This is a genomic window from Teredinibacter haidensis, from assembly GCF_014211975.1.
Lineage (GTDB): Bacteria > Pseudomonadota > Gammaproteobacteria > Pseudomonadales > Cellvibrionaceae > Teredinibacter > Teredinibacter haidensis.
Map to the genome: position 1 here is coordinate 4,220,267 of NZ_CP060084.1, position 18,338 is coordinate 4,238,604.

Annotated in this window: 18 protein-coding genes; 6 read left to right on the forward strand and 12 right to left on the reverse strand. The window is 48.6% G+C overall.

Annotated elements, in window-relative coordinates; all coding sequences use genetic code 11:
- Positions 1–79: 79 nt before the first annotated feature.
- The gene (locus H5715_RS17160) at positions 80–2,836 is read right to left on the reverse strand and encodes a TonB-dependent receptor (RefSeq protein ID WP_075186240.1); all 2,757 of its coding nucleotides are present in this window, start codon (positions 2,834–2,836) and stop codon (positions 80–82) included.
- A 456-nt stretch (positions 2,837–3,292) separates the two neighbouring features.
- Here H5715_RS17160 and malQ point away from each other — a divergent pair, with 456 nt between their 5' ends.
- Positions 3,293–4,849 carry a 4-alpha-glucanotransferase gene (malQ, locus tag H5715_RS17165; RefSeq protein WP_083608073.1) on the forward strand — a complete coding sequence of 519 codons (1,557 nt, stop codon included), beginning with the start codon at positions 3,293–3,295 and terminating at the stop codon, positions 4,847–4,849.
- A 103-nt stretch (positions 4,850–4,952) separates the two neighbouring features.
- Here malQ and hslO read toward each other — a convergent pair whose 3' ends face one another.
- From hslO to yrfG, 3 genes are read right to left on the reverse strand one after another with little or no spacing between them, the layout of a single operon-like run.
- Positions 4,953–5,867 carry an Hsp33 family molecular chaperone HslO gene (gene hslO, locus H5715_RS17170; protein ID WP_075186239.1) on the reverse strand — a complete coding sequence of 305 codons (915 nt, stop codon included), beginning with the start codon at positions 5,865–5,867 and terminating at the stop codon, positions 4,953–4,955.
- The gene (locus H5715_RS17175; RefSeq protein WP_075186238.1) at positions 5,868–6,254 is read right to left on the reverse strand and encodes an RNA-binding S4 domain-containing protein; all 387 of its coding nucleotides are present in this window, start codon (positions 6,252–6,254) and stop codon (positions 5,868–5,870) included.
- Positions 6,255–6,267: 13 nt separating this feature from the next.
- Positions 6,268–6,936 carry a GMP/IMP nucleotidase gene (gene yrfG, locus H5715_RS17180; protein WP_075186237.1) on the reverse strand — a complete coding sequence of 223 codons (669 nt, stop codon included), beginning with the start codon at positions 6,934–6,936 and terminating at the stop codon, positions 6,268–6,270.
- 38 nt (positions 6,937–6,974) lie between these two features.
- Between yrfG and nudE the strand changes: the two genes are divergently transcribed.
- The 4 genes from nudE (at position 6,975) to H5715_RS17200 (ending at position 10,270) form a co-directional block, all read left to right on the forward strand.
- The gene (gene nudE, locus H5715_RS17185; RefSeq protein ID WP_075186236.1) at positions 6,975–7,529 is read left to right on the forward strand and encodes an ADP compounds hydrolase NudE; all 555 of its coding nucleotides are present in this window, start codon (positions 6,975–6,977) and stop codon (positions 7,527–7,529) included.
- Positions 7,530–7,538: 9 nt separating this feature from the next.
- Positions 7,539–8,369, forward strand: coding sequence for a 3'(2'),5'-bisphosphate nucleotidase CysQ (gene cysQ, locus H5715_RS17190; protein ID WP_075186235.1), 831 nt, complete (start codon positions 7,539–7,541; stop codon positions 8,367–8,369).
- Positions 8,370–8,622: 253 nt separating this feature from the next.
- Positions 8,623–8,838 carry a hypothetical protein gene (locus H5715_RS17195; protein ID WP_075186234.1) on the forward strand — a complete coding sequence of 72 codons (216 nt, stop codon included), beginning with the start codon at positions 8,623–8,625 and terminating at the stop codon, positions 8,836–8,838.
- Between the two features lie 139 nt (positions 8,839–8,977).
- Positions 8,978–10,270 carry a diguanylate cyclase gene (locus tag H5715_RS17200; protein WP_075186233.1) on the forward strand — a complete coding sequence of 431 codons (1,293 nt, stop codon included), beginning with the start codon at positions 8,978–8,980 and terminating at the stop codon, positions 10,268–10,270.
- On the opposite strand, the gene H5715_RS17205 is transcribed toward H5715_RS17200, so the two are convergent.
- The 8 genes from H5715_RS17205 to H5715_RS17240 all read right to left on the reverse strand — a co-directional run bounded on the left by H5715_RS17205 (position 10,265) and on the right by H5715_RS17240 (position 17,181).
- The gene (locus H5715_RS17205) at positions 10,265–10,618 is read right to left on the reverse strand and encodes an MGMT family protein (RefSeq protein ID WP_075186232.1); all 354 of its coding nucleotides are present in this window, start codon (positions 10,616–10,618) and stop codon (positions 10,265–10,267) included. The two genes, H5715_RS17200 and H5715_RS17205, sit on opposite strands and share 6 nt — an antisense overlap.
- 5 nt (positions 10,619–10,623) lie before the next feature.
- Positions 10,624–11,304 carry a Fe2+-dependent dioxygenase gene (locus H5715_RS17210; RefSeq protein ID WP_075186231.1) on the reverse strand — a complete coding sequence of 227 codons (681 nt, stop codon included), beginning with the start codon at positions 11,302–11,304 and terminating at the stop codon, positions 10,624–10,626.
- Positions 11,298–12,416 (reverse strand): alpha-hydroxy acid oxidase, encoded by a 1,119-nt coding sequence (locus H5715_RS17215; protein WP_075186230.1) that lies wholly within the window; start codon positions 12,414–12,416, stop codon positions 11,298–11,300. Before H5715_RS17215 ends, H5715_RS17210 begins: the two co-directional genes overlap by 7 nt.
- Positions 12,417–12,492: 76 nt before the next feature.
- Positions 12,493–14,856 (reverse strand): TonB-dependent receptor, encoded by a 2,364-nt coding sequence (locus tag H5715_RS17220; RefSeq protein WP_075186229.1) that lies wholly within the window; start codon positions 14,854–14,856, stop codon positions 12,493–12,495.
- Between the two features lie 3 nt (positions 14,857–14,859).
- Complete coding sequence (locus H5715_RS17225) at positions 14,860–15,684, reverse strand: energy transducer TonB (RefSeq protein WP_075186228.1); 825 nt, start codon at positions 15,682–15,684, stop codon at positions 14,860–14,862.
- Positions 15,684–16,091 (reverse strand): ExbD/TolR family protein, encoded by a 408-nt coding sequence (locus H5715_RS17230; RefSeq protein WP_075186227.1) that lies wholly within the window; start codon positions 16,089–16,091, stop codon positions 15,684–15,686. The genes H5715_RS17225 and H5715_RS17230 overlap by 1 nt, the downstream gene beginning before the upstream one ends.
- 5 nt (positions 16,092–16,096) lie before the next feature.
- Complete coding sequence (locus H5715_RS17235; RefSeq protein WP_075186226.1) at positions 16,097–16,525, reverse strand: ExbD/TolR family protein; 429 nt, start codon at positions 16,523–16,525, stop codon at positions 16,097–16,099.
- On the reverse strand, positions 16,522–17,181 hold the full coding sequence (locus H5715_RS17240; RefSeq protein ID WP_075186225.1) for a MotA/TolQ/ExbB proton channel family protein: 660 nt from the start codon (positions 17,179–17,181) through the stop codon (positions 16,522–16,524). Before H5715_RS17240 ends, H5715_RS17235 begins: the two co-directional genes overlap by 4 nt.
- A gap of 233 nt (positions 17,182–17,414) precedes the next feature.
- On the opposite strand from H5715_RS17240, the gene H5715_RS17245 reads away from it, so the two are divergent.
- The gene (locus H5715_RS17245) at positions 17,415–18,326 is read left to right on the forward strand and encodes a hypothetical protein (protein ID WP_139309811.1); all 912 of its coding nucleotides are present in this window, start codon (positions 17,415–17,417) and stop codon (positions 18,324–18,326) included.
- The last annotated feature ends 12 nt before the right edge of the window (positions 18,327–18,338 follow it).

Below are 18,338 nucleotides of genomic sequence, written 5' to 3' on the forward strand. Positions count from 1 at the left end.
GCGCGCATAATTTATGCGCCTGGATAAAAGCGAAAAAACCGGCGAAAGGAGTATTCGCCGGTGAAGGGCGTACAGATTTCTAAAATCTGTAACTTGCGCCAAGGAGATAGGTCGTACCAAATACTTGATAGTCGCGAATAAATCCGGTGTCTGGGTTAACGGTTACGTAGGGTTCATTCGTAAGGTTCATGGCTTGAAGTGAAACCGTTAAACCATCGATCGAATCTATACCGGATTCAGAAAAATCGTAACTAATTTGGGCGTCCCACAGCTCGCTACCCAATACTTCGGCTTCTTCACGTACGAAACTATTCGCAAAGCGCTCGCCGTTAAATTCATCGCGTTTACGCATGCTGGTGCGCAACTGAAAGCCGCGATTTTCGTAGTATAGAGTCATGTTATAAATTTCTTCCGAAAGCCCCGGTACTTTTTGATCTTCTCCATCAGCTGTCTCCAGGCTGCTGTCAATAAAGGTAGCGCTCATAATTGCGCCTAAGCCATCCAATGCTTCCGAAAGCAGGTTTGCTGGGAGTACGGCAGTAAATTCATAACCGCTAATTCGCCCGCCGTCTGCGTTTACCCAGACGTTAATATTACCGAGCGTCGACTCAACCTGGTCACTAACATCGGGAGGAAGAATTTCTGCAAAATCGTAGGGCACAATTTCTTTGTATTGCCAACTGTCCAGTTCTTTGTAGAAAGCCGCAACGGAAATGTAGCCGTCATCACTGAAGTAGTACTCATAACTTAAGTCATACTGGTTGGCCATATTGGGCTTTAGTTCAGGGTTGCCGCCGTCGGCACCGAAGGGTTCGCCACCGGGAATATTCAAGGTTTGATCAAAGCTGAAGCTATAGCTCGTGTTCATACGATCCATGCGTGATCGGGACATGGTTTTTGCTGCAGCGAAGCGCACCGTCTGTTGCTCGGTAATGGGCGCAATAATATTCAAGCTGGGCAGAATGTCACTGTAAGTGGCGCCGCCGTGACTGTCTTGAATATCCACACGGCCTTCGTCATTAATGGCGGCAGCTTTACCGTCGGAACTTTGATCAGTCTGTACGTACTGCAGACCAATGTTTCCACGTATTGGAAAAAGACCGGTTTCAAATAAAAAGTCAGCTTTAAGGTAGGATACGGTAATTTCTTCCGAAACATTCCAGTCGTTTGTTGCTCGTGAGATAACCGTTAGATCTTCGGGTGTTTCGGTATAGTAGCCATCCTTCCACAACTGATAGGAATCGTAGGAAACCATTTTCCCCATGCCGATAAAGTTGAGGGAAGTATCGGATAGACGGTATCGCTCTGGAATAGGTAGTGTGTCGGGATAATTGTCGAGCGTTAGGTATACGCCTGAATCAGCTTTGGTTTTAGTTCGCTCACTGTAATTGATTCCGCCTTGAAGAGCGCTAATAAATCCATCGTCAAAGGTTTTGGTAATCGATATGCGAACTGCATCCAGTTCGTCTTCAACGGTCGGCATATTGATAAAACCGTCCTGTGCATCGGCAGGTACGGTTTCGCCATTACCCCAGTTGAGTGCCCCCCCCAGCTCAATTAGAGAATCGTCGCTGTAGTCGAGTATGGGGGAAAACATCACACCGCGATCACCCAGCATTTCAAAATGGATTTCATCTTCCTCACCAACGTTAATGCCTCGACCTGTGCCGGCGTAGCTTTCCAGGCTGAAGATGTCGCGTTGAATGTCGGAATGAGAAATATCGCCCTCAATATCGAGGTCGTCGGTAAAACTGTACGCAACGTTTAAACCGAATGCGCTCATTTCGGCTTCTCTCTTTTCAAAATCGTTGCGAACTTGAACCTGTGTTCCGTGGAGTATGCCTTCTGTGACAAAGTTGTTTTCTAGACTAAGCGTTTCGATAACTTCGTTGTCTCCGCCCTGACTCCAATAACCGGGGATTTCGATGCCGCGCAGAATTTTTTCATCTGCGAAGTCAATATAAAGCGCGTCACCGGTTACTTTCAATTTCTCACTGGGTTTGTATTCAATGACGCCCATAATGGTCGAACGGTCGAGAACGGATGAGCGAACAAAGGGTTTGGCGCCCCCCAGCACATAGTTATCGTCGTCGTTTTGGGGGTAACCCCAGGCGTTCCAACGCTCTTCCTGGTTGGGCGATTCCATTTTCGCTATCGCCAGTGCTATCCCTACGGTGTCATCCATCATTTGGTCGATATAGGAAAAAGTACCACGATAACCCTGTTCTTGTCCGTCGGGATTGAGCTCTCCCAAATTGTTTTGCTCGAGTGCGCCATTGAGTTGAATAATACGTTCGCTGCGGTCGAGGGGTTTAACCGTTTCCAGATCGATGGTACCGGCGATGCCCTGCGTCAGCAGCCCCGCGTGGGGGGATTTGTAAACAGTAACGCCAGACATTATTTCTGATGGGTAAAGATCGAATTCAATACCTCGGTTATCGCCGATAGAAACTTGTTCGCGGCCATTTAGGGTGGTGGCACTGAAGTTTTCACCGAGTCCACGTACAGAAACGGAGCTGGCACGGCCATCCAAGCGCTGTGCCGCCAAGCCAGGCAGACGAGCGATAGATTCTGCAATACTTGAATCGGGAAGTTTGCCAATATCTTCTGCGGATATTGCCTCTACCACCGTGGTGGCACTACGTTTTGTTTCGATCGAATCCATAATACTTTTGCGGAAACCGGTTACGATAAGCTCTTCTTCAAGATGCTGGTCGTTGAGGCCGTCTTCTTGGGCTAGTGTATTTACGCTACTGATATTTACGATGCCTCCAAGAACAATGGAAGAAATCGTAAGTGCCAATTTGTTTCGTTGGAAAGCGGGTAGGATTTTCATCTAAGTTCCTCACTTTTATTATGTTACGAATACTGTGAAGTAAAACTGTTGATCTATCTGGGTTCACTTCGTTAACTTTTTCGATCTTTATGGCTTTGAAATTCGGGTCAAAAAAATCGAGTTACGAGGAATTGCCGTCGATGCACAAGCTTAAACTGGTCGATTTTGCTGTAACAAGTTTTTGCATACGTATTCATACGACAAAAAGGCGACAAATATTTATGAATAGGTATGCATTGAATTGCGAAAACTGTGTAAATGAATAGATTAAATAGCAGGATTTGGATAAAGGGGTTTGATCCAATCGCTTATATTTTTTTGCTCTAGTGGTTAATTTCACTATAGAGGGCTATAACTCTTAGGTGTTGAGCAGTGTGTCAATATTTTTGTGACTAGAGGGGATTTTTTCGGATCGATTGCTATTGGGTCTATCGCTTATGGAGGTGTTAAGTATTTATGTCTACGGATAAACGAGGTTCAGATAAAGCACGTGGTAGTAAACATTCAGGACTGATGGGCGAGAGGTCTTGCGGTGTGCTATTGCATATTTCCAGTTTGCCTTCTGAGTACGGGATTGGCGATATGGGAGCTGCGGCTTATTTTTTTGCCCGGCAGCTGCGGTCAGCAGGCCAAAAATATTGGCAAATGCTGCCCTTAAATCCGTCCAACGCCGCCTCTGGAGAATCGCCTTATTTTAGCAGTTCTGCTTTTGCGGGAAATCCGTTGCTTATTGATCTTCAGGCGCTAATCGACGAAGGTTTAATCGATCCGGCGGAGTTTACCGTGCCGGATTCTCTGCCCGATAATGAAGTGGATTTTACCCGGGTGCGCGAATTTAAGTTGGCAGTCTTGTATAAAGCGGCAAAAAAAATTTTACAAAAAAGCAATCTTTCTGGTTTTAGAGAATTTTGTACGCTGCAAAGAAAATGGCTAGATGATTTTGTTCTTTTTACCGTCTTGCTAAAGCGAGAAGGGAAAAGATCCTGGAGTGAGTGGCCTGAGGCATTACGTGATCGTCACCCCAAGGCTCTGGACGAGGCGAGGCAGGAGCTGAGCGGGAAGCTGGAACAGGAAAAAGTCCTGCAATATATTTTCTTTACACAGTGGCAGAGTCTTAAAAACTACTGCAACAGTATTGGCCTAGATATCTTTGGTGATATGCCGATTTATGTGAGCTACGAAAGTGCCGATGTTTGGGCGAACAGCCAATACTTTAAACTGGATGCTGAGCGAAAGCCGACTTTTGTTTCGGGTGTTCCGCCGGATTACTTTAGCGCCACAGGTCAGCTGTGGAATAACCCGGTTTATAATTGGGAGTGTCTGCGGGCAGACCACTATCAGTGGTGGGTGCAGAGGATGGCGGCGTTGTTCGAGCGCTTTGATATCGTTCGTATTGATCATTTTCGAGGTTTAGTGCAGTACTGGGAAGTGCCTGCGGGGCAGGCGACGGCAATCAATGGCCGTTGGCGGGATGTTCCAAGCTACGACTTTTTTAATGCGCTCCTATCTGCATTTACACACTTCCCCGTTGTTGTAGAAGATCTTGGTATTATTACGCCGGATGTTGTGGCTGTAAAAGAGCACTATGATTTTCCCGGTATGCTGGTTCTACAGTTCGCTTTTTTTGCTGAACAGGATGAAGATGAAAACCCCTATCTCCCACCTAACCACGTTAGAAACGCGTTGGCTTATTTAGGTTCTCACGATAATACGACCGCACGGGCCTGGTACGAAGAGGCCGATGTCGACGTACGCCAACGTTTGGAAGCCTTCCTGGAAAACGATACTCAAAAGCTGACGGTTGTGGAACAGCTCTTGGATCTATTGATGTCTTCAAAGGCTGATATTGCTATTGTCACAGTACAGGATGTACTGAATTTACCCGCTAGCGCTAGAATGAACGACCCCGCTGTTAACGAAGGTAACTGGAAGTGGCGGTTAAGCCAGAACCAGTTCGATGCCTTACCAATAGCGTATCTTGCGGAACTTACGCAGAAATACCAGCGCAGCTAGTAGAGATTGCGTTTATTACTGTGCGGGGTGCTGTGGATACGGTAGGAAAAAATCATCCTCCGGTGGTTGAGGTCGGTGGGTGGAAACGTTTTTCAACGGCCGGCTAGTGTAATAATGTTTTCGGGTTGCCAAAAAGTTTTTCTATATCGGCATCTTTGAAAGAATAGTGTTTGCCGCAAAACTGGCAATCTATGGTGATCTTCCCTTTTTGTTTTAGTAAGTCGACGGCTTCTTCACGCCCCAGAGACACAATAGCATTTTCGCTGCGCTGGCGAGTGCAGCTACATTTGAAACGAATATCTCTCGCCGGGAACAGTCGACATTCCATTTCGTTAAACAAACGAAAAAGCAATTGCTCGTGGGGAAGGCTAAATAATTCGTCTTCGGTCAAGGTGTTGGCTAATTGTAGGGATGTCTCCCAAATTTCTCGACGTTGTTCAGTGTCAGTAATTTGTTGCGGAGGAAGGCTCTGCAGCATTAAACCGCCACAGTTTTTTTCGTCGGCAAATAGCCAGATGTGGGTGGGTAGCTGTTCAGACTGCTCGAAGTAATGCGCTAAACAATCACCCAGATTATCGCCTTCGAGAGGGACGATGCCTTGGTAGCGTTCACCCTTCACCGGGTCTATTGTCAGCGTTAGCACGCCGTTGCCAACCAGCGAGCGAAGGTTGGAGGTGTCGAACAGGTTGGCATCGGGCAGCGCATCGCCACTGTGGAGTTGCTGGTTGATTCTCAAAATCGCGCGAACGTGACCTTGATCGGTAGCTTCGGCCATAATCAGTGGCACTTTACCGTCGCCGCGGACCTGTAAGGTCAGCGTACCTTCAAACTTTAAGGTTTCACTCAGGAGTGCGACGGCGGCAACAAATTCCCCCAGTGTGGGCAGTAATACCGGAGGCAAGGTTTGCTGCAGCAGAACTTCGCGATAGCTTTTCTCGAGTGAGACGATTTCGCCGCGAATATCAGTTTTATCAAAAAGAAACCTGTGGGTTTTATCGTGAGTCAGTTTGGCAGTCATTTATGGCTCTTGAGTATTAATACGTTTAAATCGGTGGATCTGGCGACGTTGCTTGGTGGTGGGTTTTGTATCGCCATGCAAACTTCCCATCGCTTTTCGCTGCTCCGCTTTTATTGTACGAGCGGTTGTGCTCTGTTCGGTTTCCAGATATAGCAATGCCGCCTCTGGCGCGCCGCGACGCTGATCGGAGAGGGCAATAATATCCACCACTTTTTCATCCCAGCTCTGACGAATCGTCAGCTGCATACCGACTTCGACATCTTTGCTAGGTTTCACTCGCGCGCCGTCTAAATGCACCTTGCCACCATCGATGGCCTGTTTGGCGAGGTTGCGGGTTTTAAAAAAGCGAGCGGCCCAAAGCCACTTGTCGATACGAACTTTATCCATGGGTTTCTGGGTATTAGTTGGCGTGAATAGAAGGCGGCATTATTTCATCAAAATGACAAATGTCGAGGAATTTTTCCGAGCGCCTGGGTGGTTTTTGGCTATCGGGTTGGTTGATACAAACCAGGTTGGCAATGCCGAACTGGGCAGCGCTTTCGAGTACGCGGTGAGTGTCGTCGATAAAGACGGTACGTTTCGGGTCAAAGTGTTCACGTGCCTGAAGTTCGTGCCAGAAGCGAATATCTTCTTTGGGAAGATTGTATTCGTGGGAAGAAATCACGATATCTAGCCAGCGGTCGATCTTGGTAATATTCAGCTTTAATTCAAGGCCCTTGGGGTGGGCGTTGGTAATCAGAACCAGCTTTTTCTTCAACTGGCGCAGGGTGCTGAGAAAGTCCTTAGCATAGGGGCGAAGCTGAATTTTGTGCTGAATCTCCCGCTTAAGTGCGGGGATATCCATTTTGACCAGATCGGACCAGTGGTCGAGGCAATACCACTTCAAACTGCCTTCATAAAGGCGAATATGCTCCATTAAAAACCGATTGGCTTCTTCTTCGCTTACCTTGTGAGCCTCGGCGTAACGCAGGGGCAGGTGGGTGAGCCAAAAATAATTATCGAAATGGAGATCGAGTAAGGTTCCGTCCATATCGAGTAACACCGTATCAATCGTTTGCCAATCAATCATTGCTATAATGCCGGTTCCCTGCCCATTGGAAAGTTGTCATGCCGGTAAAACCTCAGATATTAAAATGTCAAAAAGTTGCGCGCAGCCGCCTGTTTTGCGTAGAGCAAGTCGAACTGCGTTTCAGCAACGGCGCAGAGAGAACCTATGAACGGTTGGCCTCCGGCGATCATGCGGCGGTGATTATAGTACCAATGCTCGATGACGACAGGGTACTGTTAATTCGCGAATATGGCGTAGGGGTGGAAGATTACGCCTTGGGCCTGCCCAAAGGCCGAGTGGAGCAGGGGGAGGATTCGCTGCTGGCGGCCAACCGTGAGCTGATGGAGGAAGTGGGCTACGGCGCTAAAATCCTAAGGCCACTAAAGCTGGTGAGCCAGTCTCCAAGCTATATGCAGCACCATACCCAGATTGTTCTTGCCCAGGATCTCTACCCTCAAACAGCCGAAGGGGATGAGCCGGAACCATTGGAGGTGGAGGTGTATCGTTTATCCGAGCTGGACAAGCTGATTATGCGGGAAGATTTTTCCGAAGCGCGTTCCATTGCGGCACTCTATATGGCCCGGGATATTCTGGCCAACGATCACCAATCTTAAGGAAACGGTATGCTTGACCAGAATTTACTAAGCCAAGTGATCGAGATCTGCCAGGCAGCAGGGGAAGCCATCCTCGAGGTCTATCACTCGGACGAATGTATGGGCGTGGAGTCCAAAGCCGATGATTCCCCGGTAACGCGAGCAGATATAGCCGCTCACGAAATTTTGCTTCCCGCCCTGGCTGCGCTATTGCCGAATGTACCGGTGCTATCGGAAGAGTCGGAATTGCCAGACTATGCGCAGCGACAGGTATGGAACCGCTATTGGTTGATTGACCCTTTGGATGGAACCAAAGAGTTTATCCATAAAAACGACGAGTTCACGGTTAATGTCGCTCTGATCGAAAACCACCAGGCAGTTTTGGGTGTGGTCTATGTACCCGTCTCGAATGTGGTCTACAGCGGTATTACTGGTGTCGGAGCCTGGAAAACAGAAGCCGGCGCTACCCAAGCGATTGAAAGCCGCAGTATGGCGAATCGTATTGCACCGCAACAAGCTATTGAAGTGGTGGCGAGCAGACATCACGGAGCTAGTGAAATCGACCCGTTGATGCATCGTATTCGGGCCGCTGTGGGAGAGGTGCAAACGAAAAGTATGGGCAGTTCGCTCAAGCTTTGTTTGGTGGCAGAGGGCAAGGCCGATTTATATCCGCGTTTAGCGCTTACCAGCGAATGGGATACGGCGGCTGCTCAGGCTATCGTTGAAGCTGCTGGGGGATGTGTACTGGACGACAAACTGCAACCGCTGCGCTACAACACTAAGGACGATATTCTCAACCCGTACTTCTATGTCATAGGTGACACACAGTTCAACTGGAAGGCATTACTTCTAACGGCTTAGCACGCAAGGCATTTGGGTGTCATTTTGTTCGTTATTTTTGCGTTGCGGCAAGGAAGTGAGGGTATTACAGGCTATTTTTTAAGAAGAAAAAAGTGGCGCATTTAGTTTTCTTAGAGTGAATTAGTGTAATTCCGTCACTGTTCGGGCTTCCCCTTTTGTCTATGCTTTACTGACCGGCTTAATAAAAAGCACGGCATAGTCACCTCTCACGCAAACGAAAAATACAATATTACAATCGACGGAAGAAAGGGATATGAACCGCGCACATCAAATACAACAGTTAAGTGTGGCGTACAACAATACGTCAATGATGAAGCAGCAACTGGTCAGAGAAATTACCTGTCTTGAAAGGCAGCTTGAGCGCCTACGCATACGCGATGAATTGCTCGATCTCAGCACGCTTCAAACCTATGAAGAAATGATTAATAGCAGAAAGGAGATGCTTGATAACTTGCCCTGGGACGACTAACCTCATTCATAGTGTTCGCTATTTTAATGTGTAAAAGCGACTAATAATACTTGATCGCTCAGGTACACAGCGCAGCGAGAGGTAGGCAGTACGGAATGCGATAGCTGAACGCACTACCAGGATAAGTAGGGAAACGAGTTTGACCATTTCCAGCGCTCTTATTGTTGAAAATTCAAAAACCTTTCAGGCTATTCTGGCCGATATTTTTTCGAGTGCAGCGATAGAAACTGATTTCGCTACGGATGCCAATATGGCACTGAATCAGTTATCCGCCCCAGCGGCGGCTTACTCTATTGTTATTGTCTCCTCGGCCTCATTGGGTGATGATATTGAGCGTTTTGCCAAAGCTATTCGTACTATTAAGACATATACGCACATTCCACTGCTTCTTTTGACGACAGATAAAGACTATTCCGATCGAAGATTGTATGCGGCGGGTTACACCCAAATATTTTCTCGTACCAACGTAGTTGAAATTAAAAGCTATATTGATCATTTTTTACTGCGTGACATTTCTCCTGAGCAAGGCAATAACAAAGTTGCTATTATCGAAGACGATCTCCCTCAGCAACTCGTTCTAAAAGCGATCCTGGAAGAAGGGTATTGTGAGTGTCGGTGTTTTAAATCAGCGGAAGACATCCTCACAAGCTGTGAGAGTTATTCACCTGATGTTATTGTGGTAGATTTTTTTCTTGAAGGGAAAATGACGGGTATGGAATTTATCGGCATCGTTCGAAATGCCGCACACCCCTGGCATAGATTACCTATCATCGCGGTCACGGCTTTAGATGATGCCGCGAGAAAATACGAATTACTGCGCGCTGGAGCAAACGACTATCTGGTTAAACCTATGGAGCCTGTTGATGTAACGGTGCGGGTGGAAAATTTAGCCAAATATAAACGCTTGATGGATATGGTGGAGTTGCAGCGCGAAGAAATGCAATACCTTGCCATGCATGATCAGCTGACGGGTTTGTACAACAGACACTATCTTGCAGAGCAGGTGGGAGTGCGTCTTCGGGAGGCTGTACGGCACGATATACCCTATTCCATTATCGTGCTGGATATAGATTACTTCAAAAAAATTAACGATAACCTTGGACACGATAAAGGTGACGAGGTTTTAGTTGCTCTTGGCCGCATGCTAAACGAAAATTTCCGTAGTGAAGATACCGTTGCGCGCTTGGGCGGCGAAGAATTTATTGTATTTATGGGCCACTGTGATCTTGATTATGCCATGCAAAAAGCAGAGCAACTCCGCCGTTGTTTAGCTGAGTCAAAAGTGGCTGGCCTGGATATTACTGCGAGCTTTGGTGTTGCACAGCTGTCGAAAACAAATGATAATTTTGACAGACTGTTTAAGGCCGCAGACGAAGCGGTTTACCGCGCTAAAAATGGTGGTAGAAACCGTGTTGAACCCGCGTCTTTATAGGGCGCTTATACCCAGAGCGAAAAATTCATCCAGTGTAGGTTGCCACTGAAACTTTTTCATATTCACCCGGTTATTTTTTACCTCGACACCTTCCTGCTCTAAAAACTGCCTTTGCTTACGAGCAGATTCTGATGTTTCTTCAAACGCAATTTGCCCATTCGAACGCAGTACTCGCTGCCAGGGTAAGGCCTGCGTCGACGGCCCTCGTCCCAGACTCTTGCCTACCAAACGCGCGCGACCCGGCAGGCCGGATAGTTCGGCAATCTGTCCGTAGCTGGCCACTTTTCCTATGGGTATTCGTTGTACGGTCTGCTGAATTTTTTCGATCCTTGCGGTTTGTTCGTTCATTTGAGTCAGGTCTCCCCCCGGCTGCGCAATAAATTATGGTAAATGCCGGTGAGGCGCGCGACGTTATGATCCTGTGCCCCTCGCTCGAGGGTGAGTGATTGGATACTCTGATCCAGCTCGTACAGCTGCTCCCTGTGGGAGGATTCGCGCACTAGGCTTTGTATCCAAAAAAATGCGCAGACGCGATTTCCTCTGGTAACCGGGCGCACCTCATGAAGGCTAGAGGAGGGGTATAAGACCATACTGCCTGCCTCAAGTTTTACTGCTTGAGCCCCGTACTGAGTTTCAATCATTAATTCGCCGCCGTCGTACGTGTCCGGGCTGCTAAAAAATAGTGTTGCGGAAATATCTGTGCGCATATAGCCACCGTCGGGAAGCGTCATCATGGCGTTATCGACATGTAAACCGTAGTGCCCACCGCTGCGGTAGCAATTGAATTTTGGCGGAAAAATTTTATTAGGTAATGCAGCAGAAATAAAAGTGGGGTGTTGTTTTAAATAATGAAAAATATTGGATCGAACCTCCGTTGCGGTGGCGCTAGTGTCATCTAGCTGCAAGTTTTGCTTTACCTGTGCGGCAACACCACCAGCGGTTAATTTTCCCTCTTGCCAGTTTTCACTTAATAATTTCTGAAGGATATTTTCAGATTCTTCTTTGGAAAAAAGGTTGTCAATAGTAATTAGCATAGGGCATCTTTCTTAATGGAGGCGATAGTCTGGTGGCCCGAAAGAGCCATAGTGATCTCTAGCTCTTCTTTTAACAATTTAAGAACATGTGCAACACCTAGCGAACCGGCGACAGCGAGGCCATATAAAAAGGGACGGCCAATCAGTACCGCATCGGCACCTAGTGCGAGGGCCTTAAAACTGTCACTTCCCCGCCGTATACCGCTGTCGAGTAACAGCAGATAGTCGGGGCCAACGGCAGAGCGTATCGCGGACACACAATCAATCGAGGCGGGTACGCCATCCAGAGTTCGTCCCCCGTGATTGGAAACGATCACGCCCGACAAGCCGATTTTTTTGGCCATTACAGCATCGTGTGGAGACAAAATACCTTTTAGCAAAATAGGCAGGTCTGTGTGTTGTTGTAGCCAGATTAAGTCTTCCCATGTGGGTGCTTCTGCCATAAATCCATGCAGAATAATACTCTGGCTTTCAGTCAGTGTCCTTGCTGGTGGCACGGGGTAAGCCGCCAGGTTTGCCGAGGTGACGAAGTCGGGCATTCGAAATCCAGAGCGCTGTACCCGGTTTCGAAGCCCGGTAATCGGAGCGTCAACGGTAACAACAATTGCCTCATAACCACTGGCTTCTGCGCGTTGTACCAAATCCAGTGTAATTTTTTTCTCGGTTTGAAAATATAACTGAAACCATGGATCACTTGAACTGTTTTTGGCAACGTCTTCCAACGTAATTGAGGATAGGGTAGACACTATTGAGCCTATGCCGAGTGCGTCAGCACCGGACACTGCAGCCAGTTCGCCATCGGGATGGAGGAGCTTTTGGTGGGCAATGGGCGCCAGTAAAAAAGGTACCGGGTGTGCTCTCCCGAGCAGGGAAACAGAGGTGTCAGCCTGGTTGAAATTGCTTAGTACGCGCGGAAGGATTTCCAGGTTGTCAAAACGTTTGCAGTTTTTAGCGAGCGTACGCTCTTCTCCTGCGCCGCCACTTATTTGTGCCCAGACAGTTTCGGGCATAAAGCGTTGGGCTTCATTTTTGTAGTCGGCAACGGAAATAAGGTGTGCCGGTATCTGCTTCAGTTTTGGCTGAATATAAAAATCATGCGTTTGATTAGACATAACAATAGTGGCCAGAAAGCTTAATAACGTTATCCCAGACGTTCCTGGGATAACGTGTTTACGGCGTGCTTAAGTTTTAAAAATCGTAACTAAGGGTTGCCTGAATATTGCGGGCGTCACCGATATAGGTGAACGAGCCACTGCGGTAGGCGGCCAGGTAATAGTCCTCGTCGGTCAGATTCCCAATATTCAACTGTGCTTTAAAATCATTGCTGAATTGATAACTGGCGAAGAAATCGATTACGGTATATGCCGGTACCTTATAGGATTCACCGGCTGCGGTATCGGGCTGGCCCGAAAAGAGCTCGCTGGAGTAGGTGGCGACACCACCGAAGGCGAAATTTTTCGTAGCCTGGTAACGCAGCTGTGCAAAAGCGCTATCGTCTGCGAAGTTGCTCAGGCGCTTGCCCAGGCTGTCTTCGTTGGTCGATTCAAGCACTTCCGATTCCATCATAGTAACACCCAGCTGTGTGCTGAGTTTTTCGTTGATGTTACCGACCAGCGATACTTCAAATCCCTGTACCCGGTTTTTACCCGTGTTTACGGTACCGACATCACTGTAACTGGAACCGCGTGGCAAGCTTTCCATAACATCGCTTTTAGTGATCTGAAAAATAGCACCTGTTAATAACAACTTGTTGTTGTTCAAGTTCCACTTGGTACCCAGTTCAAAGTTACCGGTTGTTTCCGGGTCGGCTTCGCCTACGTTTTCTGCGTCGGTACAAATGCCACCGTAACCGCAGTTGGCGCCAACGTCGGACTCACCACCGTTGATATTGGTCGCGCTACCGTAGGTAATGTAAGCATTACCGGATTCGTTGATAGTGTAAACTAGGCCCAGGTGACCGTTCCACAACTTGGAGTCGTAGCTGTAGTCTGTTGCTTCTGTTGCGCCCCAGCCTACCACCTTATTGCTGTAGTCGAAGGAATCGATACGAAAGCCGCCATGCAAAGTAAAGGTGTCATTTAAAGCAATGGTATCCATTACCGACAGCGAAACGGTTTTAATGGTGTAGTCGGAATCAACATCGCCTTTGGTAATGCTCCGGCCCATTAATTGGCCGTTGTCGGTGATGTAGTTACCGGCAGCATCGATAATGCAGTAGCTGGGTACGACGCCGCCCCGGCCGGAGGTAACACAGTTAGCTGCACCGGTATTCTCGTTGGAATAAACACCGTTGGTTACGCTTAGGTCGGAATATTCTGCACTGAAAACGAATTGATGTTTTTGTCCTGCCAGTTCGGTATCCAGCAATACATTGGTCTGGTTAACCAAGTAGTCCACTTCCTGCCAGCCCTCGTGGGTACTGAGCGAAACGGTTGCCAGGCCTGGAGCATCGGGATCGCCCGGGGTAACATCGCCGGTATCCGGATCTGTCACATCTACCGCGCGCGAGGTCCCGCGGGCACCGGTTACCACGTAGCCGTTGCTGGTCGTACCGTAGCGAGTGGCATTGTGTAAACGCAGGTTTTCACTGAAATCGTAACCGGCGCGGAAGGTAAACGCCTGTACTTCGGAATCGAGGAAATCCTGATCCTGCAGATAGGCGGGCAGCTCGTCTACTGGGTCGCCGTTAGTTACGATATAAGTGCCGAGGTCGGGATTATCTTTGGCGTTGAGATAATAAAAGTCGCCTACGAGACTCAATTTGTCGGTGGTTTGATGGCTTACCGAAGCGGCGATACCATTGCGCTCACGATCGGCCGGTGCGCGGTCGGGAACCTCTTCAAAGCTATGCAAAATATTTACGCGCGCTGCCAATTCTTCAGAGATTTTAATGTTGCTGTCCAGGCTTAGGCGACGGTACGCATCGGTGCCGATAGCCGCTTCGACTTTGTTAAAGTTGTAGTCGGTACTGGCCTGTTTGGTAATGCTGTTTACCGCACCACCGGTGGCGCCGCGACCTGCGAAAGTAGCGCTGGGACCTTTGGTGATTTCGATTTGCTCAACCGCAAAACTTTCGCGTGTAGTCATGCCAGGGTCGCGAAGCCCATCGACAAAGACATCGCTGCGCGCTTCGTGGCCGCGAATAATATAGCGGTCACCAAAGGCATTGCCGTTTTCGCCTGTACCCAGTGTTACACCCGGTTGTGCGGCCAGCACATCACGTAAATCGGTCTTTCCGGATTCTTTAATCGCGGTTTGGGTTAATACACTAATGGTTTGTGGCGTTTTGGCAAGATCGCTTACGCGGCGTTGATCGCCCGAGACTTTGGCTTTATACGGGGCGCCATCTTCCGCGTAGGGATTGGTATCGCTGGTACGATCTTCAATCTGCATTGTATCCAATACAAATTCGTCGTCGGCAGCCAAGCTAGGTGCTGCCATCAGCATGGCGGGAATACTTAAGGCAATCGCCGTCTTGTTAAATGATGGATTGTCTCGGCGAAGTGTCAACGGCTTATTCGGTGGAGCATCGTTAGCGGATGGTTTGTTCATGGTTCAGTCCTTAAATAATTGATTTGTAATAAGTGAGTATTCAACAGGGATAACCAGTTTTAGCTGTGCTTTGTTGAACGACTCTGGAATGGCGGGCAACGGTGAAGCCCGCGTCAGCATCGATAGGGCCGCCTGATCCAGCAGAGGATGGCCCGACGTTTTTTTTATTGAATAAGCCGTTACCTGGCCGTTCTTATCGATAGTGAATGCGAGAGTGACTACCCCTTGGGTTTTTTGTTTTTTTAATGCGTTTGGGTAGTCTTTGTAGAGAGCGAGTCGGGCCATCACGGCGGCAAAGTAACTGTGCGCGTTACCCTTTTGTCCGCCGGATCTTTGTGAATTTCCCCTGCCGCCGGATTTAACCATGGCGTCTTGAGTCGTGTTATCTGTGGCCTTATTACTCCCGGCAGGAGATGGCTGAATGTCTGCTTTTGGCGTCGATGTTTCGGCCGGCTGGGCATCTGCTTTGGGAGTTGGCGTTTCGATGGGTTCAATAGGCCTCGGTTTGACCGTAACCAGTGGTTCAGTGACCGTTCGGGTTTCGGCTTGCAGGGGCGAAACAGTCGTCTGCGAGACCGGTGCTTTGTTTTCTGCCACAGGTTTTTCTACGGATTCAGCTTGCTCTTCTGGCGCGGGCAATTTTTTTGCTGTTTTTTTTAGCTGCTCTTCATAGCCACCCAGCATTCCAAGCCCAACTTCCACGCCGCCCACACCTGCATCCAGCGCAGAGCCGGTAGACGTGTTTCGCAATTGAATGAAGCCCGTTGCCGCCGCCAAATGAACGGCCACTGCAATACCGAAGGCTATTAGCCAGTGATGCTTGCGCACTAGTTGCCCCCTTTTTTCTGTGTGTAGAGTCGAATAGTGACAGCGCCCTGTTCACGCAAGACCTTTAGAATTTCATCGAGCTCTCTAGCGGTTAGATGTTTATCCGCACGCAGGGACAAGCGGGTATTGGCGTTGATGGAAAGCGTCTGCCGCAAGGTGTCCAGTGTCATCGTCTGGCCCTTTAAGCTGATGCTTCCATCTCGATGGATGTCCAGTGTTATCTCCGCAGCCTGTGGAGCTTGTGAGCCTTCGGCATGGGGCGGATCTATCTCGTTGTTGCTCAGGTGGCTTATCTGGCCTGCGATCATAAAAAAGATAAGCAGTAAAAAGACGATATTAATCAGTGGCGTAAGGCCTTCATCGACCGATGCTTTTCTTCCGGATGACGTGTTTGGGTTTGTTAGCATGTTAATTACTGTGTGCCGGTTTCGGCGGGATCGGAATAACTGTGGCCAAGGCTCACCGAATGGAGTCCCGCGGCCTGCAGGGTTTCCAGTGCAGAAACCAGTGTTTGAATATCCACTTCAGGGTGGGGCAGTAACACGCTTGCTGTGTGAGGGTCCAAACGTGATGCGTGCGAGCTGTTAAAGTCGGAATAGTGTGGGATCACCATTTCAGTACCGTTCAACTGCAGCGAGTGTTCGCGGGTAAGCAGGAAAAGCTGTGGATCGTTTAACGGCGATTGTTCACTGGCAACCGGCGAGTGCAAATCCAAGGCCTGCCAGCGAACAAAGCTGGAGGTAAGCATAAAAAACATCAGCAGGATAAAAACCACATCAATTAATGGCGTGAGGCTGATCGCTTTAGTACGCGCACGGCGGCTTAGCAACGGGGTGTTCACGCCAGTTTCTTCCTGTCACTGCGACTTTGTTGCTGCTCATTGGCGTAAAGTGTAAAAAGGTTTTCCAGGTCGTCTTGCATGGCGATCGACTGGCGTTCAGCGCTGCGCTCGAATGCGCTGTGGGCCAGTGATGTGGGAATGGCAACGGCGAGTCCTGCAGCGGTTGTCAGCAGGGCTTGCCAGATCCCGCCTGACAACACGGAGGGATTAATATTGGCCCCTGCGGCCTCCATCGCCTGGAAGGCTTCGATCATACCCAGTACGGTGCCTAGCAAGCCCATTAATGGCGCAAGCGTTGAAATAACCTCCAGTGGACGCAGATAGTTATACAGTTGGTGAATCGCGGCGCGTGCGAGGCGCAGGCATTCGAGTTTAATATCCTCAATGCCCAGGGGCGAGGTCTCACACAAACGTAGTGATTGATAAAAAACCTGAGCGCGTGGATTACGCTGCATTTTTAGCAGTAGCTCAGCCTGATGCCATTCACCTTTTCGTAGGCGGTATAGGGCCGACGGTGCCGTCGCATTGGCACGGGGGCGCAACGTGAACAGCTGCCAGGATTTGATCAGACACAAGGTCAGAGATACCAAAGAGAAGAGAATAAGAACCCAAAGAACAACACCCATCTGGGCAATAATTGCGGCTAAATCTTGCATAGATCACTCGGTCAAATAGATACGATAATACTAATGATAAAGATTAGCATTTAAATAGACAAGAGCTTAGGCCCTATGTTTTGCCGCCAGCCTTAATCGCTTGATGTTTTCCGTTACCTTCGAAAGCCTCCAGTGGGGCGGGATATTTGAAAATGTTTCGTCTCATCAAAAGTTTCGCCCCCCATCTCACTGTCTATACTTTGCACATATTTGAGGCAAAGGCTGTTGTTAATATGGTAAAGATACGTTGCGCTCTGCTACCGGTATGGTTAGTGATCGGATTGACGATGGCGCCTGTGGCGCTTGCTGAGCCAATGGAGGTGAAGTATTACAGCAAGGGTAACTCGCCGGGCCTTTGGCCCTATCAGGAAGCGTTGCTTGTGCTCGCGTTGGAAAAAACCCGTAAAGATTTTGGTGATTACAAAATCACTTATTTTGAAGAAAGTATATCTTCGGCGAGAGCCAAAAAAGAGACCGAACGAGGCAGACTAATTGACGTCCACTACTCCACAGCCTGGACTGGGTTATTCGTCAATGCCGACAATATTATTCAGCTGGAATATCCTATTTTTAAAGGCCTATTGGGCTTGCGTAGCGTTATTGTGCGCGAACGTGGCTCAGGAAAGCTTCAGAAAAACCTGCCGTTCGATGAGTTCCGCCAGCTGAGTGCCGGGCAAGGTGCTGGCTGGGTGGATATCAACATTCTCGAGAACAGCGGTATTCGGGTTGTGAAATCGGGGATATTTAATAATCTTGTGCCCATGTTATTTGCTGGCCGTTACGATTATTTGCCGCTCAGTATATTGGAAACAAAAGCCGTTGTGGATGGCGCTAAAATACGTGGCATGCCCATCGTACAGTCAACGGATGCGATGCTTTTTTATCCACTACCTATAGCTGTGTGCATCAGTAAATCCAATCCCGAGCTGGCTAAACGCCTGAGCCAGGGCTTCGAACGTGCCCTGGCTGATGGGTCGTTGGAGTCCGTTTTTGCCGAACATTTTGGATTTGTTGAGCCGTGGCTGAAGAAAAATGCCCCCACAACCTATGTTATTCAGAATCCGCTGTTGGATGAGCCCAGCAATCAACGATTAACGGGTGCGTTTCATCGCCAGTATGGTTCCTGGCTCAAAATGGTTAAGTAGTATTGTGTAGCC

Coding starts and splice junctions, on each gene's coding strand:
- H5715_RS17160 (WP_075186240.1), bottom strand. CDS start 2,836: ATGAAAATCCTACCCGCTTTCCAACGAAACAAATTGGCACTTACGATT.
- malQ (WP_083608073.1), top strand. CDS start 3,293: ATGTCTACGGATAAACGAGGTTCAGATAAAGCACGTGGTAGTAAACAT.
- hslO (WP_075186239.1), bottom strand. CDS start 5,867: ATGACTGCCAAACTGACTCACGATAAAACCCACAGGTTTCTTTTTGAT.
- H5715_RS17175 (WP_075186238.1), bottom strand. CDS start 6,254: ATGGATAAAGTTCGTATCGACAAGTGGCTTTGGGCCGCTCGCTTTTTT.
- yrfG (WP_075186237.1), bottom strand. CDS start 6,936: ATGATTGATTGGCAAACGATTGATACGGTGTTACTCGATATGGACGGA.
- nudE (WP_075186236.1), top strand. CDS start 6,975: ATGCCGGTAAAACCTCAGATATTAAAATGTCAAAAAGTTGCGCGCAGC.
- cysQ (WP_075186235.1), top strand. CDS start 7,539: ATGCTTGACCAGAATTTACTAAGCCAAGTGATCGAGATCTGCCAGGCA.
- H5715_RS17195 (WP_075186234.1), top strand. CDS start 8,623: ATGAACCGCGCACATCAAATACAACAGTTAAGTGTGGCGTACAACAAT.
- H5715_RS17205 (WP_075186232.1), bottom strand. CDS start 10,618: ATGAACGAACAAACCGCAAGGATCGAAAAAATTCAGCAGACCGTACAA.
- H5715_RS17210 (WP_075186231.1), bottom strand. CDS start 11,304: ATGCTAATTACTATTGACAACCTTTTTTCCAAAGAAGAATCTGAAAAT.
- H5715_RS17215 (WP_075186230.1), bottom strand. CDS start 12,416: ATGTCTAATCAAACGCATGATTTTTATATTCAGCCAAAACTGAAGCAG.
- H5715_RS17220 (WP_075186229.1), bottom strand. CDS start 14,856: ATGAACAAACCATCCGCTAACGATGCTCCACCGAATAAGCCGTTGACA.
- H5715_RS17230 (WP_075186227.1), bottom strand. CDS start 16,091: ATGCTAACAAACCCAAACACGTCATCCGGAAGAAAAGCATCGGTCGAT.
- H5715_RS17240 (WP_075186225.1), bottom strand. CDS start 17,181: ATGCAAGATTTAGCCGCAATTATTGCCCAGATGGGTGTTGTTCTTTGG.
- H5715_RS17245 (WP_139309811.1), top strand. CDS start 17,415: ATGGTAAAGATACGTTGCGCTCTGCTACCGGTATGGTTAGTGATCGGA.